Source organism: Archangium lansingense, assembly GCF_026626635.1.
GTDB lineage: Bacteria > Myxococcota > Myxococcia > Myxococcales > Myxococcaceae > Archangium > Archangium lansingense.
The window spans coordinates 5263399-5284603 of record NZ_JAPNKA010000001.1 but is presented as its reverse complement, the minus strand read 5'-3'; the positions used below and the strand labels follow the sequence as shown (position 1 = coordinate 5284603).

Genomic DNA, 21205 nt, shown 5'->3' with positions numbered 1-21205 from the left:
AGGGCTGCTTGGCGCGCGAGTCCTCCTCGCCCACGTTCTGTCGCCGGACTTTTGCGGGCGCTCCAAGGGGTCGACATGACGAAACGATGCATCTCGCTCCATCGGGTGCTCGCGGTGCTGCTCGCGGCAGGTGCCCTGCTGCCGCTTCGGGCCGAGGCCCAGCCCTCCACGGTGGGGCAGTGGTCGGGCGTGCTCTCCTGGCCCATTTCCGCCACCCATACCCACCTGCTGCCCACCGGCAAGGTGATGTTCTTCGGCGAGTTCGATGAGGGCGAGGAGGCGTGGCTCTGGGACCCCACCTCGGGGACTCCCACCCGGCTGACCCCGCCGGGCTACAACATCTTCTGTGCCGGTCACTCCTTCCTGGGGGATGGCCGGCTGCTCGTGACGGGCGGGCACATCGAGAGCCACGAGGGCCTGCCCGACACCAGCCTCTTCGACCCCTTCACGCTGAGCTGGATTCGCGCCCCGGACATGAACGCCGGGCGCTGGTACCCCACCAACACCACGCTCCCCAATGGAGACGCGTTGGTCTTCTCCGGGGAAGTCGCCGGCTCCGGCGACATCAACGAGCTCGTGCAGCGGTTCGACCAGAACAGCAGGACCTGGACGGACCTCACCAACTCGCCGCAGGACCTGCCGTACTACCCGCGGATGTTCGTCACCCGCTACGGCAAGATCTTCTTCGCCGGGCCCTCGCGAACCACCCGCTTCATCGATCCGAACGGGTTGGGAAGCTGGTACTTCGGCCCTGTCAGCAACTTCGGAAGCCGGACCTACGGTCCCGCGGTCTACGTCGACGGCAAGGTATTCCTCATCGGTGGAGGCGATCCGCCCACCGCTACCGTCGAGCTGGCGGACATCCACGCGGAGATGCCGGTATGGAATTACGTGGCCCCGATGACCACGCCCCGGCGCCAGCTCAACGCGACGCTCCTGCCGGATGGCACGGTGCTCGTCATGGGCGGCAGCAGCGGCAGCGGCTTCGACAATGATGATGCCCCGGTCCTCCATGCTGAAGTGTATGACCCCGCCACCAACCGCTGGACGCGGCTCGCCAGTCAGAGCATCTACCGTGGCTACCATTCCACCGCGCTGCTGCTGCCGGACGGGCGCGTGCTGAGCGCCGGTGGTCGCCGCGAGCGCACCGCGGAAATCTTCTCGCCCCCGTACCTCTTCAAGGGCCCACGCCCCACCGTCACCTCGGTGCCCGGGGTAGTGACGCCCGGGACGACCTTCTTCGTCGAGACCCCGGACGCGGATGCGGTGACGAAGGTGACGCTCATTGCCCCCGGCTCGGTCACGCATGCCTTCGACGAGCACCAGCGGCTCCTCACCCTGCGCTTCTCGAAGAGTCCCGGCGGGCTCACCATCGAGGCCCCCGAGAGCAACACCCTCGCGCCGGTGGGCTACTACCAGCTCTTCCTGGTGAACGGAGGGGGCGTTCCCTCCGTCGGCCGGATGATGCGCATCGGTCCCGAGACGAGCCCGCGCGTCCCGGTCATCACCTTCGGTGACGTGTGGAAGTACGACGACTCCAGAGTGGACCGGGGGACCGCCTGGCTCGGCCTGGGCTACGACGACTCGGCCTGGGCGTCCGGCCGGGGGCAGCTCGGGTACGGAGAAGGAGACGAGGCCACCGTCCTGCGGAGGACCAGTCCGTCCCAGCCCACGGTCTACTTCCGCAAGAAGTTCACCCTGGACCGGAGCGTCAGCAGGGCCAGCCTGGAGGTGCTCCATGACGACGGGGTGGCGGTGTGGATCAACGGGGTACTCGTCTTCTCGAAATACGTGGACAGCGGGCTGGAGTTCGCGAAGTACGCCTCATTCACCAGTGACAACGAATACAGCCGTGCGCCCCTCGCCGTGGCGCCCGGGCTGTTCAGTGTGGGGGAGAACATCATCGCCGTGGCCGTGAAGCAGGCCGGCAGCACGTCCACGGACCTCTCCTTCGCGCTGGCGCTCGAGGTGGAGCACGGCACCACCGAGCCCCCGCCCGACACGCTGCGCGTCCTTGCGCCCAACGGCGGGGAGGTCTTCCTCGCGGGTTCCAGCACCCTCATCCGGTGGTCGAGCACCGGTTCCATCAGCGCGGTGGACCTCGCCTACACCCCGGACCGCGGCGCCACCTGGATACCCATCGCCACCGGCGTGGCCAACACCGGCAGCTACTCCTGGAGCGTCCCGCAGGTGACGACCGGCGAGGCGCTCGTACGCGTCTCCCGAACGGGAGGAGCGCCACCCTCGGACGTGAGTGACGCCCCCTTCACCATCACCCGCGAGACGCGCTCGAAGGTCATCGTGTTCGGCGACGTCTGGAAGTACCACGACAGCGGGACAGACCCGGGCCCGGCGTGGAACACGCTCGGCTACGGCGATTCGGCCTGGGCCTCCGGGCCGGGCGAGCTCGGATACGGAGATGGAGACGAGGCCAAGGTGCTGCGGAAGACCTCCCCCGCCCAGACGAGCGTGTACTTCCGCAGGAAGCTCTCCCTCAGCGGGCCCGTGACCTCCGCGGACCTGCGCGTCCGCTACGATGACGGCATCGCGGTCTGGGTGAATGGGACCCTGGTGTTCACGCGCAACATGGACAGGGGGCTCGAGCACGCCCGGTACGCGAGCGCCAGCGCGGAGAACGCGGAGGCCACCGCCGCCATTCCGATTGTCCCCTTCGTCACCGGGGAGAACGTCATCGCGGTGATGGTGAAGCAGGTGGGCGGGACCTCACCAGATCTCTCGTTCAACCTGGAGCTGGAACTCGGGCTCTCCCACTAATGAATGCAACCCTGACGGGGGAGTTCCTGCCCTCGCCCTCCCCCTCCAGGGCTCAAGGGGTTGCGTCCGTCAGCAGCACTCCCAACACCGAGCCATCGTTCCGCGCCTGGAGGGTGACCCGGAACGCCTGACCACGCTTCGCTCCGGGGCGTGAGTGCCCCCGGAGTGAAGCAGACGCTCTCCCGATGTGCCCCGCTTCACCAACAGGCCCCGCCAGGTGCAGGCCACCAGATTCCTGGTATTGACGGCTCGGGCCAGTCCCCGAGGCAGGTGTCAAACGACTTGCAGGGTGATGTGTCGAAACGAGTTCATTGACACCTTCCCCGCATGCCCGCTCTCCAACAGGACTGGGGGGCCAGGGGTGTACCGGGCGGCCCCTGCTCGGACACACTCGCTCCATCAAGAGAAGGGGGGCGTTCATGTCGGAGTCGCGTTCCATCTGGCGGGACGGTCGCAATGCCCTCGCTCTCGTCCTCCGCTCGCCGCTCTCCCTCTTCATCCTCTTCAACCTGACCTTCGTGACGGCCCTCCTCCTGCTGCAAGGGACCGGCCTTCAGGGTCTGGCCTACCTGCGCTCGGACCGCTCGCAGTTCTGGCACATGATCATCGCGCTCACGCCCACGGCCTGGGTCACCTCCCTCTTCCTGCTGTTGGGAGACTTCGGGAGCTACCGCTCGGCTTGGCCTCGCACGCGCTGGGGGCGGATGGCGGTGGTGCTCTGCCTCGTCCCCCTCCTGCTGTTGATCGCGCTCCCCCTCGTGGCCCAGTTCTTCTTCTGGAGGGAGAGCCCGCGCTTGTTGACCACCGTCCTGCTGCCCATGGTGCCGGACTTCATCCCGAAGCTGGTCAGCGTGTGCATCCTCGGGCTGTTGATCGCAACGCTGCACGCCTCCGCCATGGTGGGCCTCCACATCCAGCTCCTCGGCCGCCTGCCGAAGTACCAGCACCTCGGAGAACCCCCTGGCGCGGAGAGCCTGAATGAAGACGTGCTGTGGTATCAGCGCCATCAGAGGCAGTTGCGGCGGCTCCTGCGCCTCGTCTCCACCATCCTCGGCCTCTCCATCCTGAGCGTGGGCGCGCTCCGCAACCTCATCAACTCGGCCATCACCTCTCCCGCCGAGCTGCTCTCGACAGCGCCCGTCATGAGCTACGGACTCTACTACACCGGGATCATCGCCAGCCTCTACGTGCCGGCCCACAGGACCCTCAAGGACGTGGGCCAGGTCCTCGCGGAGCGGCTCGTCTGGCAAACCCTCGGGACGCACCCCACCTGGAAGCAGCGCTTCGAGGAGCAGCAGGCCGTCCGCACCCAGCTCGGCCTGCGAGACTCCGCGCTCCATGAGCTCCAGCAAGGCCTGTCCGTGCTGGCGCCCTTCCTCGCGAGCATCTCCTCCCTCGCGATCGGCAGCGGCGGGTAGCGCCCGCTCGGCACCGCGAGGCGACTACCGCACCAGGTGAAACGCGGTCTGCCGCCGCAAGGCCCAGCGCACCTTGCCGGTCGCGTCGATCATCACGTCCTCCTCCTGCGCCGAGCGCACCTTCTGCCTGTCCCACTCCGGCACCGGGCTCGTCGCCTGCAACTCGATGGAGAACCCCTGGTGGGCGGCATGGTGTTTCCTGCGGAAGGAGGAGCACCACTCGTAGCCTGTGCGGGAGCGTAGGAGATGTCCGCAGGAGGTCAGCAGGTGTCCGAATCCTGTGCAACCCATCGCTGAGCCAGTACGGCTGCTACCGGGGGACGGCCCGCGCAGGCTCCGAAGCTGGCCCCGGCACGGGGCCCCCCCCAGCAGGCGTGGTGCTGAGTCTGGCGCAGCTGCGCTTCCCTACAAGGGCCGCGGCCCCATCCAGCTCACCGGCCGTAACAACTACCGCGCCGCGGGGCAGGCGCTGGGCATCGACCTGGAGGGCAACCCGACGCGCGCCGCGGATGTGGACGTGGGCTTCCGCACCGCCGCGTGGTTCTGGAACAGCCGCAGCCTGAACCCGCTGGCCGACCAGGGCAACTTCCGTGAGATCACCCGCCGCATCAACGGCGGCTTCAACGGTCTGGCCGCCCGCGAGGCGTACTACGCCAGAGCAAAGCAGGTGCTGGGCGCGTAGCTCAGTCAGGGTGTCGGACGATTCGTAGGGGGGCAATGTGCCGGTACGAGTCCTTTGAGCACGTGCGGGGGGCGTTTGGATGTGGCTCGTCGCCCGCACGTCCCGTGGGCATGTCCCCAGCAAGGAGCCAGGACAGGGACTCAGGGTCTCGTGCCTTGCTCGCCGCGCTGTGTCTGCTCGCCGTGGGGTACCCCAGGTCCATGCTGCCTTCGCCCGCCCAATAAGGGCTCGGCCTCCGGGCTACCTTTCGGGGTTACATCCGGGTTCACTTGCGCTGCGGCCCGGTGACTCGCTCACCGTCCCGAGGACGGCTTTGTCGATAGGCTTCAGGTCATCGATTTCTCTCCTCCTGCCATCCAAGCTACGGGGCTCCTGGCGGTTACCCCGGCGGGACTGATTCCCGCTGAACGCGCCAGCCTTCGCTGGACGCACACTGGGCGAAGCTGCTGCGCAGGACGTTCGCATTCGACGTGCCCGCCTGCGTGAGCTGTGGAGGCAGGCGGCGGCTCTTGGCGTACGTGAAGGGAGCACGAGGAGGGCGCGCCATTCTGGAGCACCTGGGCTTGCCCACGGCTGGTGCGCGCCTGGCCCCGGCGCGAGGGCCACCCCAAGCCGCGTGGTGTTGAGCCTCAAGCAGCCACAGCCAACAGGCCCACTCCCCTCTCGCACCTCTTGGGCGGGCCGCCTGGGCAGTCGTGTGCTCCCTGGGGCTACCTATCAGGGGCACGCTCGGACTCCTTGAATCCGGGGGCTCGACGTGCTGGAGATGTCCACCACACGGGCCTCCACATCCGGCCCCCCCTCCGGGCGGGCAACTCCCCTGCCCGCTTCACGGAGGAATTCCCGCAGTGGGTCTCGTGTCAGTGCCGCAAGTCTCATGCCGCCCCCTCCCCACTCCCGTGCTCCGCTGGCCCGCTCGACGCTCATCAAGATGGGCGTGCGTATCGCGGTGGTCATCGCCCTGACGACCGTCTTCAGCTACCTCCACCTGCACCACACGCTACGCACCGAGGCGCTCGCGCAACTGGAGCAGCATGTCTCGGAGCGCATCCAACGGGAGCAGGCCATCTTCCTGCTGGCCGAGGACAACCTCGGCGTCGTCAAGAAGGCCCTGGCGGAGCGCATCCGGACCCTGACCCCGGAGGACGTGGGCCCGCGCTTCGACAGTCTGTTCGTGCGGTTGCCCGACGGCACGGTCCGCAGCCGCCCCGAGAGCTTCGATGGCACGAAGGTGCCAGGCGTCTTCGTCCCCCGGGGCGTCACCCTCGACGAGGACATGCGCCGCCGGTTGCTGGCCTCCTATGACGTGCTCTCCTGGTACGGGCCCGCCTTCCACGTCCGCATCACGGACACCTTCGTCACGCTGCCCGAGGGGCCGATCATCCTCTACTGGCCCGAGCGCCCCAAGTGGGTCCACGACGCCGAACCCGGCCTCATGGTCACGGAGCTGGAGTACTTCGTCACCAGCCGGCCCGAGAACAACCCGGAGCGGCGGACGCTCTGGTCCGAGGTCTACCTGGATACGGTCAGCGACAGCTCCATGACCTCGGTCACCCATCCCCTGGACCTCGAGGGCCGGCAGGTCGCGGCGGTCAGCCAGGACGTGCTCCTGGAGGAACTGGTGGCCCGCACCATCAACGACCACCTGCCCGGCACGTACAACGTCATCTTCCGCGATGACGGCAAGCTCATCGCCCATCCCGGAATGTCCACCAAGGCCGGCGAAGAGGAGCACATGCGGCGCATCGTCGAGCGGGTGAAGGCCCGCCAGCCCGGGCAGGCCGTGCTGGAGCTGCCGGAGCATGGCGAGTACCTCGCCGTGGGAAAGCTGCGGGGGCCCGGCTGGAACTTCGTCACCGTGCTCCCCGAGCACATCGTGACGATGCCCGCCTTCCAGGCCGCCCGCTACGTGCTGCTGCTCGGCCTCCTGTCCCTCGTCCTCGAGCTGGTCATCATGGCCTGGGTGCTCAGACATCAGATCACCCGCCCGCTGGAGTCCTTCACCCAGGCCGCCGACCGGGTCGCCTCCGGTGACTTCCACGTGGAGCTGGACACCTCGCGCAACGACGAGCTGGGGCAGCTCGCCCGCTCCTTCCGGACCATGGCCGACAAGGTCCAGCACCGCGAGCAGGCCCTGCGCGAAGCCAACGAGGGCCTGGAGCAACACGTCGAGGAGCGCACCCGCGAGCTCAAGGAGGTCCACCTGCAGCTCGTGCAATCGGCCCGGCGCGCGGGCATGGCGGAGATCGCCACCAACGTGCTGCACAACGTGGGCAACGTGCTCAACAGCGTCTACACCTCCGCCCAGCTCGCCAAGGAGCTCATGGCGGGCATGCGTCTGGAGCACGTGGACCGCGTGGCCAACCTGCTCCAGGAGCGCCAGTCCGACCTCGGCACCTTTCTCTCCCAGGACGAGCGCGGCAAGAACGTCCTGCCCTTCCTCGGCAAGCTCGGCCAGAACCTGCTCGACGAGCGCCAGGAGATCATCACCCTGCTCGACGACGTGGGCCGCTACACCGAGCACGTGGGAGACATCGTCAAGGTGCAGCAGAACTACGCTCGCACGCCGCAGATGCAGGAGCCCGTGCACCTGGCGGGGCTGGTGGAGGACGCGCTGCGCATCAACTCCGCCGGACTCACCCGTCATCAGGTGAAGGTGGTGCGCCAGCTGGCCGACCTGCCCCCGGTGCTCACCGACAAGCACAAGACACTGATGATCCTGGTCAACCTGGTCAGCAACGCCAAGTACGCCATGGACGGAGTTCCTCCCACCGAGCGGCTGCTCACCGTGAAGCTGGAGTGCACCGCCAGTGAGCAGGTGCGCATCCAGGTGCATGACAACGGCATGGGCATTGCGCCGGAGATGCTCACCCGCATCTTCCAGTACGGCTTCACCACGAGGCAGGAGGGGCATGGCTTCGGCCTGCACTCCAGCGCCCTGGCCGCCCAGGAGATGGGGGGGACGCTCACCGTCCACAGCGAGGGGCCGGGACACGGGGCCACCTTCATCCTGGAACTGCCCTACCTCGAGGCACCTCCACAGGCGACCCGCGGGGGCTCCCGCCACTTCTAGAAGAGCTTGTAAAATGGACCCCATCCGCCAGAGCGCACCCCGGCTGGCTTGAAACGAGAGGAAACGGAAGATGGCCCCCAGCAGGTCTGTGAAAATCGCGGTGGTGGGTTGTGGCCTCATGGGAAGCGCCCTGGCGCGAGCCTTCTCGGCGGCGGGTCACGACGTCGCGGTCTGGAACAGGACTCCAGACAAGGCAAGGGCCGTGGGCGGTGGCACGGTCGCGAAGGAGAACCTGGTCGAAGCCGTGTCGGGACGAGAGCTGGTCGTCGTCTCCCTGTCCAACTACGCCGCCTCCTTCGAGGCGTTCTCCGCGAAAGGCGTTGCCTCGGCACTGGCCGGAACGACGCTCGTACAGCTCACCAGCGGCTCTCCCGCGGACGCTCGCTCGGGACTGGAGTGGGCGAAGGCCTACGGCGTGGACTACCTGGACGCCGCCATCCTCGCCTACCCGGGTTTCGTCGCCACCGATTACGCGACGGTCTTCTACGCCGGGTCGCGCCCGGTCTTCGACCGGCACCTCGAAACCCTCCAGGCCATTGCCAGGAATTCCGTCTACGTCGACGAGAAGATCGGCTCCGCCGCGACGCTCGACTGCGCGATTCTCGAGGCCTACTACGGAGGCTCCCTGGCCTTCCTCCACGCCGCGGCCATGTGCAAGGCGGAAGGCCTGGACCCGAAGGCATTCTTCGCCCAGAAGAACTCGTTCCTCGGGTTGATCTCCGTCACCGCCGACGCCGCGCAGGGCATGATTGAAAACAACGACTTCTCTGGCAACCAGTGCAGTCTCAATACCCATGTCGCGGCAATCGAGCACATCGTGCGGCTGAGCAAGGATGCCCGTCTCAGCGCACGCTTCCCGAAGGAGTTGCTCGACAACTACAAGCGAGCGCTCAGCGCGGGCCTGGGTGAGAAGGAACTGCCGGCTGTGTTCCAGACCCTGACACAGGAGTAGTGGCCCGGTCTGCTCACCCGTTCAAGGACTTCTCGGACCGGAGCCGGTCCACCGTGAAATCGACGAAGGCACGCACCCGAGCATGGGCACGCCGGCCCTCCGGGTACACGACATGGATCGGAATGGGCGGAGGCTCGAAGTCCGCGAGCACGATCTGGAGCTGCCCCGAGAGCAGTTCCGGGGCGATGGTGAGGGAGCCCCCCCATCATGGGGAGTTGCCTCGCAAACGGAGTTCCCGGGTGAGCTGCTCGCTGTCACATTCGAAGTGGGTGCAACCGGAGGCCTCCACGGAGAAGCCGGCACGCCCTCCCACGAAGGGGGTCTCCGGGTCGGAGAAGGTCAGGGTGAAGGGCATCTCCCCGATGCAGTCTCCGCAGACGCAATCACTCGCCTCGGTGATGCTGAAGCGGCGGGACTGGCGCAGCGTGCCGCAGACACAGACCCCAGGCGAGTCGTTCACGAGGACCGGCGCGGTGCAGCTCACCGAGCCCGTCACCGTCGCCACGCCCGTGGCCCCGGAGACCGAGCCCTGACGCTCCAGCGAGAGCTTCAGCTCCAGGTGCCTGAAGAGGGAGAAGAAGGTCCTCCCACCGGCGAAGTCCTCCAGAGAAGCGGACATGATGAAGTAGGTCACCCCCGCCTGGGCCTCGAAGGTGACCTCCGTCTGCGCCGCACAGGCGATCTGGGTGAGTTGGCCCGGCGTCCCTGTATAGACGGAGACGGGGCCTGTCCCCGTACGGACCGTGAAGGGCCCGTCGGTGTCCGGGGTGAAGACATACCAGACCGTGTGGTCGTTCCCGAAGCAGTCCGGGTCTGGCGGATTCTGTCCAGTGGTCGCGCTCGCGGTGTCGAGCGTGTCCTGGAAGGGCAACCCGCCCACCACCGTGGCGTTGGCGATGTCATCATTGGGTGGGGGGGGCGGAACCTCGAGCGAGAGCGACAGGTCCCCGCCACCGCCACCATTCGGAGTGCCCACCAGGAGGAAGTAGGTCTGACCCGCCACCGCATCGAAAACGAGGCGGGCTCCTGGAACCGGGAAGACGCAGGAGACTGGCTCCGCTGGGGTAAGGTTCCCGCGCGAGCCCGTAAAGACCCCGAGCACCACGGGGTAGCTGCTCCCCTCGGCCGTGGCGGCGAGCGCCACGTTCTCGGTCGGGGTGATCTTGTACCAGACCGTCGCGCCCAGGCTTCCAAAGCAGTTCAGCGGGTCATCGCTCGCAGCGGTTGCCCCGCGGGTGTCGAGCTGCGCCGTGAAGGGAAACGCGCTGACCCCCATGGCGCTGTCGAAGTCATCGTTCGGCGGAGGCGGGGAGGTCTGCGCGTGAACCGTGGCACCGCTGAGCAGGACGACCCAGAGGAGTCGTCGCAGCCATTCCAGGATTCCCTTCCACGTCCGCGTCGAAGTCATGTTCATCTCCCAGGCCAGGGGTGTTCCGGAAGCACTTGATTTCGCGCGAGGGTATGCATGGGCACCCAAGCGTCCAGCCGTCTTGGAGGGAGTAGTAGGTGTGTGCGGGGAGACAGGATTTGAACCAGGCGTCTCCCCGCCGCTGCACCCCGCGTCCGATGCTTCACTCGCCGAAATCCTTTGACACCTTCCCCGTTACGCAGAAGCTTCGCACTGGATCTCAGGATGACCATGATTGCCACGACGCTCTCCGCATTGGCGGAATTTCCCTCGCAGCTGGAGCAATTCTATGACGCGTTTCCGCGCGAACTGACGCGCTGGATACCCGATTCCTGGGAGGGTTGTCCTAGGAGCCTGTCGGAATACCTCGGCTACCCACTACATGAGGGGTAGTGCGACTCAAACACACCGCTATGGTTGGTATGTAGGAGTCGTTTTTCGGCGATTCTCCGACAAGCTCCTAGCGAGAACCTGACTGCCCTGGAGCAGATCTGCCACGTGCGTGACATCGAGCTCGAGGGCTATCACGTGCGCTTCAGACGGCTGTTGAACGAGACCGGGCCGGTACTGGCTTCGCTGGATACCTACGCACTGGTCAAGGAGCGCAACTATGCCGCCGCGGAACCCTCGGCCGTATTTGGCGCGTTCCGCGCGGCGCGCCAGGCGACGGTGGAGACGCTCAGGCCGTTGAGCGACGAGCAACTTACCCGCGCGGGGACGTTCGAGGGCTATGGCCCGGTAACGGTACGCGGGCTGCTCCACTACCTTTGCAGCCACGACCAACAGCATCTCGCGGGACTGCAGTGGCTCATGGGCAAGGCGGAGTCAGCGCGTCCCCGCGCAAGGTTCACGCCCACATAGGCGGTCGAGGCGTCATGGACGCCGATGTACGCCAGCCCCAGAGCTCGCTCCCAATTCGCCCATTCAACTCTGGAGGAGGGGCGAGTCGTCAGCGGAACCAATCCTTTGACACCTTCCCCGCGCCAGGTCTGCGCTCTACTCCCAGGCCAGCGCGAGCTCGGTGAGCCACGAGGAAGCGGGCGCTGCGCCCACCCGCAGGAACGTCTCGCGCAGGGGGACGGCCGGGGTGCGCTCCCGCGCATGAACGTGGGCAAAGAGGCGCGCCCAGGAGGGACCCACCGAATCGGGCGGCCCGGTATGTACGAGCGTGGCCACCTGCACCTCGGGCAGCTCCTCCACATGGACGCCCTCCGGGTGTGCCCCGGGAGCCAGTGGCACGCACCAGGAGATGTCCGCGTCCTCCTCGCGATACTCCGCCTCGTGATAGAGGCAGAAGGGTGGACCCGCCACTTGCGGACCGCACGCGGCGAGCAGGCGCGGGAAGAACACCGCCGCATCCGAGTAGAGCCCCCGGGCGCGGTGCACGGCGGCGCGAGTCGGTGGCAACCACCGCTCGATCAATGGCGGGGGGGCGCGCAGGTACGCCTCCGCCTGCGACTGCTGACGCAGCAATGTGTCCAGGGCCGTCACCGCCCGCTGCGCGCTGGCCGCCTCCGCGGCGAGCCGGGCGCGCACCCGCGTCAGTTGCTCGGCGAGCGAGGCCCCCTGCTCCAGGTCCGCGAGCACCCCGCGGATCTCCTCCAGCGACAGTTGCAGGTCCCGCAGCGCGCGCACGGTGTGGGCCTGGGCGATGTCACGCTCGGTGTAGTAGCGGTAGCCGGAGGAAGGATCCACGCGCGAAGGTGGCAGCAGCCCCTTCTCCTGGTAGAGGCGCAGCGCCTTCACGCTCAGGCCCGTGATGCGCGACACCTCTCCGATGGCATACAGCAGTCCACTCAATGCTCTACCTCCGCGAGAAAGGCGCGCAGCGTGGCCGCGAAGGCCTCGGGCTGCTCCTCGAAGGGGAAGTGCCCGCTGCCCGAGAGCTCCACCAGCCGCGCGTGGGGCAGGGCTTGTACCACACGGGCGGTGGCGGCACGCGGCTGCAGGTCCTCGGCCCCGTGGATGACGAGGGTGGGGGCGCGCACCCGGCGCAGCCAGGCGCTCCAGTCGTGGTGACGTCCCAGGCTCAGGTAGAGCCCCAGGGAAAGCCACCCCCCGGGGGCGCCGGAGCCGGGCAGCAGCGCCTCGGGACGCTCCCGCTGCATGGCCTGGGCGTAGAGGGGACCGAAGTCCGCGAAGTGCTCGGCCAGCCTCGCTTCGTCCTCCTTCAGGCGCGAGGGGAAGTCGAAGGTGCGCTCCATCCAGGCCTCCAGCGCGCGCTGCCCTTCCGGATCCAGCCGGGCTCGCACCTGCGTGAACAGGTCGCCGTCGCCGGCGGGCATCGTCACGAGCGGCGCGGGCGCCACCAGCACGAGGGCCCGCACCCGCTCCGGCCACTCCGCCGCATAGAGCGCGGCCACCAGAGCTCCAAAGGAGTGCCCCACCAGCGTGAGGCGCTCCTGCCCGAGGAGGCGCCGGATACGCTCCAGATCCGCGAGCTGTGCGGCAAGCCCCAGCCGTGCCTCCACCGCCTGCATGGCCTGCCATGTGCCGCCAGGCGGAGCGTGGATGAGAGGACGGGAGGAGGCCCCACAGCCGCGCTGATCGTAGAAGTGCCAGCGCAGGGTATCGCTGGCCAGGACGGCCGCGCGCCACGGAGCTGCCGGGGGCAGGCCCGGGCCGCCGTGCACGACGACGAGGTCTCGCCCCTGGCCCATGGCCACGTGGTGCAGTTGCACGCCCGGGGCCACCTGCCAGCTCGAGGCGTCGGCGCGCTGTCCGGGTGGTACCTCCAGTGTCTCGCCCCGCTCCGCCAACACTTGCTCCACGGTGCCCGGCTCGAAGAGCGCGCGCCCCATCCACCACCACATGCCCACCGCCGCGCCCACCAGCAGGGCGACTGCTCCGAGTGCTACGGCCATGATGTTCCTCCGCGACCTGTTTCTGGGTGACATGCGCGAAAGGTGGCGGTCTGCCCCTGGGGCAGAGTCAAGCCAGCAACGCGTCCAACCGCTCGCGGTAGCCGCGGCTGAGCTTCAGGCAGGTGCCATCTCCCAGGATGACCTGGTACTCGCCATGGAAGAGCGGGCGCATCTCCCTCACCCGGCGCGCGTTGACGATGGTGGAGCGGTGGATGCGCACGAACTGGCGGGGATCCAACTGCGCCTCCAGCTCCTTCAGGGGCTGACGGAGCAGGTGCGTCTGGCCTCCCGCGTGGGCCTGGACGTAGTAGTCCTCGGCTTCCAGCCAGTCCACCTCGCTCACGGAGAGGAAGGCCAGCCGTGTACCGAGGCTCTGGCGGGAAGGCCGCCCCTCCCCACCGTGCCGGACGCGGAGTGTGAGCCCGGTTCCCAGGTGCTCACGCGAGCTGCGCGAGCAGCTCCCGGGCCTCGCGCAGATCCGCCGAGTCGAGCCCCGCCTCGAAGCGGCGGCAGGCCCGGGACAACCGCTGGTGCGCGACCCGCCACTTGTCCAGGTCCCGGAGCTGACGGCACAGGCACGTCGTGGTGCGCAGCTCGAAGGTGAAGGCACGCTGCCGGCGGGCAACGACGAGGGCTCTCAGGAAGCAACGCGACGCCACCTCCTCCCGCCCCAGGCGCCGCAGGCCCTCGCCCTCGAGCCGATGCAGCTCCGCTTCGTAGGAGCGCTCCCCCGTCGCCTCCGCCCACTCCAGTCCCTTGCGAACCAGTGCCACGGCCTCGTCGCACTCGCCCACCCGGAGGCAGCTCTCCGCGAGCATGCAGTGGAAGGCCGGCATGCCCGCGCGCAGCCCCAGGGCCTGCCACTTCTGGAGATGGGAGCGCAGCGTCCGGTTCTCCTCGGTGTGTCCCTGCAAGGCAAGCACCCAGCTCCGGTTGATGGTCGACCACTCGTGCCACAACAGGAAGTGGTGTTCCTGGGAGACGGCGATGCATTCCTCGGCGCGCTCCAGGACCTGGTTCAGGTCCCGCCGGAACTGGCAGCCGAAGCCCACGTACGCCAGCACGTAGGCCAGGGTGTGCGGGTGGGCGATCTCCCGGGCCAGGGCCACGGCCTCCCGGCCATAGTGCTCCGCCAGTTCGGGGTGACCGAGGGCCGAGTGGACGACGGAGGCATAGGCCAGCACCACGACCCGGGGATTGACCCAGTGCCGCACGGCCAGGAGCCGGTGCTGTTCGAGGGAGAAGTCCGAGTAGGCCAGCGCCGCATCCATGTTCGCCAGGGCCTCCATCATGTAGCCCTGGGTGAAGAGGACGGTGGCCTCCATGCGGTGGCCCAGGGCGAGCACCTCCCGGTTGTCCTGACGCCGGCCCACCTCCACGACCTTGCGCGCCAGCTCCTGCGCCTGGGTGAACCGGGACCGGGCGAAGAAGTAGGAATAGGGGCCCCAGCTCCAGTCCGGCAGCGCCACCTGCCCGGGCACGTCCATCACTTCCAGGAAGAGCTCGCGGGCCCGCTCATAGGTGCGCTCCAGCTCGAGCGAGGCGAAGCCCTGGCTCTGCATCAACGGAATGCCCAGGGCGAACAGCAGCTTCATCTCCTCGCACCGGCGGAGGAAGGGCTCGGGCAGCGCGCGCGCCAGCTCGAGGCCCTGCTGGAAGTGACTGATGGCCTCCAGGTTGGCCGAGCGCTGCAGGGCCCGCGTCCCGGCCCGGACCCACCAGCGCAGGGCCAGCTCGTTCTCCCCCGCCTGGGTGTAATGCCAGGCCAGCACCTCGGGCCGCCCCTCGGCCTCCTCGTGGAATTGATCGGCCAGGGTCTGGGCGATGCGCTGGTGGTACAGGCGGCGCGTACCGCGCAGCTGCGACTGCCATGCCGCTTCCTGGATGAGCGCGTGGCGGAACTGGTAGCCCTGCTCCGCGGCCTCCGCCTGGGGCTCCAGCAGTCCCACCTCCATCAACCCCTCCAGGTCCTCGCGCAGCTCGCGCTCGCCGCGCCCGGTGAGCGCGCGAAGCAGGGAGAAGCTGAAGCCGCGGCCCACCACCGCGCACAGTTGCACCAGCGCCCTGCGCGCCGGGGACAACGCATCCAGCCGCGCCAGCAGCAGCTCGCGCAGGTTGGCGGGAATGGAGGCCTGCGTGCCCGACGCGGACTCCACCACCTGGCGCGTCATCTCCTCGACGAAGAGGGGAATGCCATCCGTGCGCTCCACGAGCTGGCGCACCGTCTCCTCCGGCAGGAAGCGGCCCCCGGCCGTCTCGCGCACCAGCACCGCCGACTCCCGCGGTGTCAGGCGCGCCAGGGACAGCCGATGGACCCAGGGGAAGGCGGGCCAGGGAGGCCGGAACTCGGGGCGCGCGCTCAACAAGACCAGGACGGGATGGGACGCCAGCCGCTCGAGCACGAAGCAGAGGTACTCCAGCGTGGAGGGATCGGCCCAGTGCAGATCCTCCATGACGCTCAGGACCGGGCCCTCGTCGGCGATGTGCCACAGCAACTCCACCAGGGCGCGCAACGTCTCCTCCTTGCGCCGCTGCGGGGTGAGCTGCAGGTGGGGCGACTCCTCGGGCACGGGCAGTGCGAGCAGCGAGGCCACCCAGCGTGCCTGCTCCGGGGAGAGGCCCCGCAGGGCCATCCGCCGCTCCACCCAGAGAAGGTTCTGCTCCGGGGGCGCCTCCGGATCCAACCGCATGACGTTCCGGAGCATCTCCACGAGCGGGGCGAAGGCGCTGGCCTGCGTCTGCTGCCAGCACTGGCCGATGAACGGGAGGCCCTGCCCGGTGCGCACGCGCTCGCACCACTCCAGCAGGAGGCGCGACTTGCCGGTGCCAGCCTCCCCCTCGAGGAGGACGCAGGTGCCCTGGCCCTGACGGGCCCGCTCCCAGCATTCCTGGAGCCACGCCAGCTCCCGCGCCCGTCCCACCAGCGGGGTGAGCTCCCGGGTGGCCCGGGCCCGCTCGAAGCGCAACGCCAGCTTGCGCGCGCCCACCACCCGCCAGACGTCCACCGGCCGCCGCAGCCGCAGTCCCTCGCCCGGCAATGGCCCCCGCGCCTCGGCCTCGAAGGCGCCCGGGACCAGCGACCAGGTGGCACCGCTGAGCAGCATCGTTCCCGGTTCGGCCCGCCGTGCCAGTGCCGAGGCGACCCGGGGGGCCTCGCCCTGGATGGAGAGCGTGCGCCCCCGCAGCTCCGGCTGCAGATCATCGAACACCACCGAGTCCGTGTGCAGCCCCACCTGCACCGCCAGCGGCGCCAGGCTCACACCGGGAAACTGCTGTCCCAGCGCGGGCAGGAGCGCCTGGGTCAACCGCAGCCCCGCGTGGACGGCGCGCTCCGAGTCCTCCTCCCGCGCCAGGGGGTAGCCGAAGCAGGCCAACACCTCTTCATCCAGGAACAGGGTGGCCAGTCCCCCTTGCTGGAGGATGAAACGGGAGGCGAGCCGGTGGAAGGCGGACACCAACTCGCCCATTTCCTCGGAACCGAGCCGCTGCGCCAGCTCGGACAGGCCCGCCAACCGGCAGGCGAGCAGGGTCACCTGCCGGCGCTCGGGGCCGGCGCGGTTCGACATCTCCCGCCAGGGGCCGAGGACCTCCTCCAGACGCAGCAGCCGCTCGTGCAGCTCGGCCGAGGAGGGACGCTGGGAGGGCTCCCGCGCCAACATGCTCGTCAACAGCCGTGCCACCTCCTCGGGCAGTTCGGGCAGGAGCTCGCGCACGGAAGGCGCCAGCTCCGGGGAGAGGACCTGCTCGCGCAGCTCCGCCCACGAGGAGAACACATAGGGGCACTTGCCGGTGAGCAGCTCATAGAAGAGCACGCCCGCCGCCCACACGTCGGTGTGCTCGTCCTGGGGTCCACCCATCCATTGCTCCGGCGCCATGTAGAGGGGCGTGCCGGCCCTGGGATGTTGGGGAATGTCGGACGACTGAGCGGCCAGGTGGGCCAGACCGAAGTCCAGCAGCGTCACCCGGCCCTCGCGGGTGAGGAAGACGTTGCCGGGTTTGAGATCCCTGTGGATGACGTGGTGCGCGTGCGCGTGCGCCAGGCCCGCGGCCACGCCGCGCAGAATCTCCACCGCCCGCCGCAACCCCAGCCCCCCGCGCCGCAGCAGGCTCGAGAGGGACTCTCCCGCCAGACATTCCATGACGAGGAAGGGGACGCGGGCCGTGAAGGGGCCTTCTCTCCATTCCGCGACATCATGGATGCGGACGATGTTCTCGTGATTGAGCCGGGCGATGGCGCGGGCCTCGCGCAGCAGGAGCTCGGTGGAGCTCGACTGGGGCCGCAGGAACTTGAGGGCCACGAAGCGCTGGAGCTGCGAGTCCCAGGCGCGGAAGACCTCGCCCATGGCGCCCGCGCCCAGCATCTCGCGGATTTGAAAGCGGTGGTCCTCCGGGCCGCCCAACCACGCCCCTACCCGGGGGCTCGGGGGCGGCGTGGAGTCGTGGGCGAGCGCTAGCAACAGGGAGTCGTCGAAATCCGATTCCGAGCGCATCTCCTCCCCGGAAGCAGGCCTGCTCTCCCTTCCGGAGAACGGGCCCTGCCCGGGCTGTCGCATGTCGTCCCCCTGCATCGCTCCCCCAGTTCCCTTGAAGTCAGCTCCCTCGTTTCAAGATGGGGGGCCCTCCCAGCCCCGGGGAGGGCCCCCTGTTTAGAGAGAGGGAGGACATCACGGGCTGAGTGAGGCCAGGAATCGCAGCGCTCGGATGCCCGGCAGGAAGAAGTAGGCGCCGCCCCGGACATGGACGAAGCGGGGCAGGCCCGTGATGGGATCCCGGCTGTCGTATTGCCCGCCGAACTTGGGGTTGTTCAACCAGCTGTGCTGGATGAACTCGAACTGGCGCCGGAGGCTGGCATTGAGGGCGACGAAGAACATTCCCTCTTCCTTCTGGCCCTGGACGACCTCCCGGTAGGGCCGCCCGCGCCGGATGAGTTGGCGGTACTTCGCCTCGCGGGTCCATCCCCAGAACACCAGACGGAGCAGGGGAACCCGCAGGAAGTAGGGCCGCTTGATGTCGGTCAGATGGGTGAGCTGATTCTGGGCCATCGTGTCCTCCTGCTGGAGCAACCGTGCCAGATTCCTGGCGCGCGCCTTCTCCCGGGCTGACAGCCCGGACTTCCCGGGGCTCCCTCTGCCTCCTCGTCTCAGCCGCGTCCCGAGCCCCTCCAGCAGTTCCAGCCCCAGGAGCGCCACCACGAGTCGTCAGCGGAACGAATGAATACAAGGGGCTGACGGACGCGTACGCGGCGCAGGCGAAGAGGCCGGCTCGCTGACCGTCCACGCCGCTGGGGCAGGCGCGCTCTGCTCGCTCGCCGACAACACCGGGGCCCCCCACGTGCCCGGGAACCCGCTCGCGAGTCATCCTCGCCAGAAACCGGTTCTCAAGAGCCGGTCCATTCCAAGCGGGGGGCCCCATGCCGGAGCAGCAGAACGCTTCTTCTCACGAGCCAGGGCCTTCTCGGCGAAAACGCGTGCCCCTCGCACGCGGCTTCCACTCGCCCCTCTCCTTGTTCTCACTCTGTGTCCTGACCTTCAGCGTCTCGGCACTCTTCCTGACAGGCTTCCATGAACAGGGCGTGAGCTTCTGGAGTTCGAGCAAGGTACGGCTCTGGCATTTCATCTCCGCACTGAGCCCCACCCTCTGGGTAGCCTCCGTCCTCGCCATGTTCAAGGATTGGCGCGAGACACTCGGGTCTGTCACCCGAGGACGGCGGATGGAGCTTGGAATCGCCATCGCCCTCGCCGCGCTCACGTTCCTGACTCCTTCGCTCCACACCCTCTTCGCCCCACAGGCAGCCTTCTCGATCGCCTTCGAGCGCTCAGAAGAGCTGCTCTTCGTGCCGGACTTCTCCGCCAAGTACTTCACCCGGCTCCTTCTCTCAGGCGCGGTCGTGATGCTGCACATCTCGGGCATGTTTGGTGTGCATGCCCAGCTTCTCAGCCAGCTCCAGCACGCGCCCCATCGTGTGGAGGAAACCGGGACGGAGCGCCTCGCGGAGGAGGTCCGGCGGTATCAACAGCTCCGCTCACGGCTGGAACGTTTCCTGGGCTTCGCCGCGGCCAATATCGCCGTCTCCATCCTGTGGTTCAGTGCCTTGAACGCGCTGCTCGACGAGACCGCCCCCGTTCTGGCGGAGTGGTTTCCCAGGGGAGCCGCCATGAGCTTTGGCATCTACTCCACGTGGCTGCTCGCCATCATCTACCTGCCGATACGCAAGACCCTGAACGACGTGGGCCAAGGCCTCGCGGACGAGCTCTTCCAGCAATCCCGCGCGCCCCACCTCCATTGGAAGCAGTGGTTCGAGGAGCGGCAGGCCATCCATACCTTCCTGGGCCTGCAAGGCTCCGCGCTCCAGGATCTCCAACAAGCGCTTTTCGTGCTGGGCCCCGTGCTCGCGGGCCTCTCCTCGCTGACGCTCGGCGCGTAGCAACGAAGCCGGCTAGGCATCGGCAACTACTTTGGGTTGAGTTTGCAAATGAAGAAAGCGGTGGGTTTTCCGAAGCCTAGGCCGCGGGGACCCGCGCAAGATCCGCGGGGATTAATCCATACACCGCCGCATCGCGCGCTTGCCCGTGCAGGCAGATGCGTTGCCGCGCGACCGCCTCGAACCGCGCCCCCAGCTTTTCGGCTATGCGCAGGCTCGGCTGGTTGTCCGGCTGGATGACGATCTCGATGCGCACCAGGCCGAGCTGGCCGAAACCGAAGCGCGTCGCCAACCCCGCCGCCCTTGCGGCGATGCCCTGGCCCTGGCGCGACTGGCGCACCCAATAGCCCAGGTTGGCATTGCGGTTCACGCGATCGATCCGGTTGAGTCCGGTACCGCCAAGCAGGGTGCCGGTGGTCTCCTCGATGATCGCAAACGCGAAATGCCCGCCGGCGGCCCAGCCGTCGCCGCACTGGGCTATCCAGGCATCGGCATCGGCCGGCCCGTAGTCGGCGTGGCACCAGGGCAGCCAGCGCCCCACGCTGGCCACCGACTCATGCACCGCCTCGACGAGGGCGGTGGCGAGGTCCGGCTGCCACGGATGCAGGCTGAGCGTTCCCTCGGCGAGCCGAGGTGGCGGCGGAACAGGAAAGAACATGGGCCGATTTCCGTTTGTGTGCATATCCGGCTGCCAGGATAATGGCTGCTTTGCAGACGGGTCACGAACATGGGCGCACCCATCCTCACGACCCCCGGGTGGCGCGGCTCGGAACAGCGCCCGCCACCCTCGACGCCCGCCAGGGTTTAGTTCTCGCGCTTCATTCGCTCCCGGCGGGCGACCTCGCGATCGCTCGGGTTATCGAGCGCGGTGTCGCCAATCTTGATCTCACCCTCGCGCTCGTAGTGGCCGATGATCAGACCGTTCGGAGAGACGCGGGAACTGGTCAGCTTGAACGAATGCGGCGCCGAGCCGTCGGCGAACAGCTTTTTGCCGCCGCCAAGCACGACCGGCACCGTGAAGATGCTCATAGCGTCGACCAGGTCATTGGCGAGCAGCGCGTGGACGAGTTCGGTACTGCCCTGGGTGACGAGGTTCGGGCCGTCTTCCTGCTTCAGGCGCTTCACGTCGGCGATGTCGCGCAGGAGCACTGAGCCCGCCCAGCCCGTATCGACCTCGCCTGAGCGCGAAACCGTGTACTTCTTGATGTCATTGAACAGCCTGGCGATGCCGCCATCGGGAGCGTCTTCGTCGTAGTAGGGCCAGTACGCGGCGAAAATCTCGTAGGTCTTGCGGCCGAGCAGGAGGTCGAATTTCTCCTTGAAGACGCGGTCGAGCTCTTCGCCGAACTCTTGATTGAAATAGGGCATCACCCAGCCGCCGAACTTGAAGCCCTTGGTCGGATCCTCGGTCGGCCCGCCGGGCGCTTGCATGACGCCATCCATGGAAACCATGGCTCCGACGATAATCTTCCGCATGGGTCACTCTCCTTGTTCGAGCCTAGGACGAACGGCCCGCTTCCGATCCGACATGTTCTCGTCGGCGGCGTTTGTGTGCACACCGGAACAATCCCGCAGCGGCTGTGCTGGACGGAGGTGGACGTACGGCCCCCTC

The 21205-nt window shown here is 68.1% G+C and carries 17 protein-coding genes; 7 read left to right on the top strand and 10 right to left on the bottom strand.

Annotated elements, in window-relative coordinates:
* The first annotated feature begins 75 nt into the window (after nt 1–75).
* Nucleotides 76–2775, top strand: coding sequence for a galactose oxidase-like domain-containing protein (locus OV287_RS21690; protein ID WP_267535948.1), 2700 nt, complete (start codon nt 76–78; stop codon nt 2773–2775).
* Between the two features lie 419 nt (nt 2776–3194).
* A complete protein-coding gene (locus OV287_RS21685) occupies nt 3195–4193 on the top strand; it encodes a hypothetical protein (protein WP_267535947.1) in 999 nt (332 codons plus the stop codon).
* 24 nt (nt 4194–4217) lie between these two features.
* Here the strand turns inward: OV287_RS21685 and OV287_RS21680 are convergent, their stop codons facing one another.
* Nucleotides 4218–4355, bottom strand: coding sequence for a hypothetical protein (locus OV287_RS21680; RefSeq protein WP_267535946.1), 138 nt, complete (start codon nt 4353–4355; stop codon nt 4218–4220).
* A 118-nt stretch (nt 4356–4473) separates the two neighbouring features.
* On the opposite strand from OV287_RS21680, the gene OV287_RS21675 reads away from it, so the two are divergent.
* From OV287_RS21675 to OV287_RS21665, 3 genes are all read left to right on the top strand, one after another.
* On the top strand, nt 4474–4875 hold the full coding sequence (locus OV287_RS21675) for a glycoside hydrolase family 19 protein (protein ID WP_267535945.1): 402 nt from the start codon (nt 4474–4476) through the stop codon (nt 4873–4875).
* An 877-nt stretch (nt 4876–5752) separates the two neighbouring features.
* Nucleotides 5753–7948, top strand: a complete 2196-nt coding sequence (locus OV287_RS21670) for an ATP-binding protein (RefSeq protein WP_267535944.1) — start codon at nt 5753–5755, stop codon at nt 7946–7948.
* Nucleotides 7949–8018: 70 nt separating this feature from the next.
* Nucleotides 8019–8900, top strand: coding sequence for an NAD(P)-dependent oxidoreductase (locus tag OV287_RS21665; RefSeq protein ID WP_267535943.1), 882 nt, complete (start codon nt 8019–8021; stop codon nt 8898–8900).
* Nucleotides 8901–8913: 13 nt separating this feature from the next.
* On the opposite strand, the gene OV287_RS21660 is transcribed toward OV287_RS21665, so the two are convergent.
* A complete protein-coding gene (locus tag OV287_RS21660) occupies nt 8914–9087 on the bottom strand; it encodes a LysR substrate-binding domain-containing protein (protein ID WP_267542390.1) in 174 nt (57 codons plus the stop codon).
* An 18-nt stretch (nt 9088–9105) separates the two neighbouring features.
* Nucleotides 9106–10308, bottom strand: coding sequence for a hypothetical protein (locus OV287_RS21655; RefSeq protein WP_267535942.1), 1203 nt, complete (start codon nt 10306–10308; stop codon nt 9106–9108).
* Nucleotides 10309–10725: 417 nt separating this feature from the next.
* Here OV287_RS21655 and OV287_RS21650 point away from each other — a divergent pair, with 417 nt between their 5' ends.
* On the top strand, nt 10726–11169 hold the full coding sequence (locus tag OV287_RS21650) for a DinB family protein (protein WP_267535941.1): 444 nt from the start codon (nt 10726–10728) through the stop codon (nt 11167–11169).
* Between the two features lie 135 nt (nt 11170–11304).
* Here the strand turns inward: OV287_RS21650 and OV287_RS21645 are convergent, their stop codons facing one another.
* The 5 genes from OV287_RS21645 to OV287_RS21625 form a co-directional block, all read right to left on the bottom strand.
* Nucleotides 11305–12108, bottom strand: a complete 804-nt coding sequence (locus OV287_RS21645; protein WP_267535940.1) for a MerR family transcriptional regulator — start codon at nt 12106–12108, stop codon at nt 11305–11307.
* Nucleotides 12105–13172: an alpha/beta fold hydrolase gene (locus OV287_RS21640; RefSeq protein WP_267535939.1), complete on the bottom strand. Its 1068-nt coding sequence runs from the start codon at nt 13170–13172 to the stop codon at nt 12105–12107. Before OV287_RS21640 ends, OV287_RS21645 begins: the two co-directional genes overlap by 4 nt.
* 67 nt (nt 13173–13239) lie before the next feature.
* Entirely contained in the window at nt 13240–13530 is a 291-nt protein-coding gene (locus tag OV287_RS21635) for a LytTR family DNA-binding domain-containing protein (protein WP_267542389.1), read from the bottom strand.
* Nucleotides 13531–13609: 79 nt separating this feature from the next.
* Nucleotides 13610–17662, bottom strand: coding sequence for a protein kinase domain-containing protein (locus tag OV287_RS21630; RefSeq protein ID WP_267535938.1), 4053 nt, complete (start codon nt 17660–17662; stop codon nt 13610–13612).
* 174 nt (nt 17663–17836) lie between these two features.
* Entirely contained in the window at nt 17837–18214 is a 378-nt protein-coding gene (locus OV287_RS21625; protein WP_267535937.1) for a Dyp-type peroxidase, read from the bottom strand.
* Between the two features lie 425 nt (nt 18215–18639).
* Here OV287_RS21625 and OV287_RS21620 point away from each other — a divergent pair, with 425 nt between their 5' ends.
* A complete protein-coding gene (locus OV287_RS21620) occupies nt 18640–19596 on the top strand; it encodes a hypothetical protein (RefSeq protein WP_267535936.1) in 957 nt (318 codons plus the stop codon).
* Between the two features lie 76 nt (nt 19597–19672).
* Here the strand turns inward: OV287_RS21620 and OV287_RS21615 are convergent, their stop codons facing one another.
* Together OV287_RS21615 and OV287_RS21610 are read right to left on the bottom strand one after the other, a co-directional pair.
* Nucleotides 19673–20251 (bottom strand): GNAT family N-acetyltransferase, encoded by a 579-nt coding sequence (locus tag OV287_RS21615; RefSeq protein ID WP_267535935.1) that lies wholly within the window; start codon nt 20249–20251, stop codon nt 19673–19675.
* A 146-nt stretch (nt 20252–20397) separates the two neighbouring features.
* Nucleotides 20398–21069, bottom strand: coding sequence for a dihydrofolate reductase family protein (locus OV287_RS21610; RefSeq protein ID WP_267535934.1), 672 nt, complete (start codon nt 21067–21069; stop codon nt 20398–20400).
* Nucleotides 21070–21205: the final 136 nt, after the last annotated feature.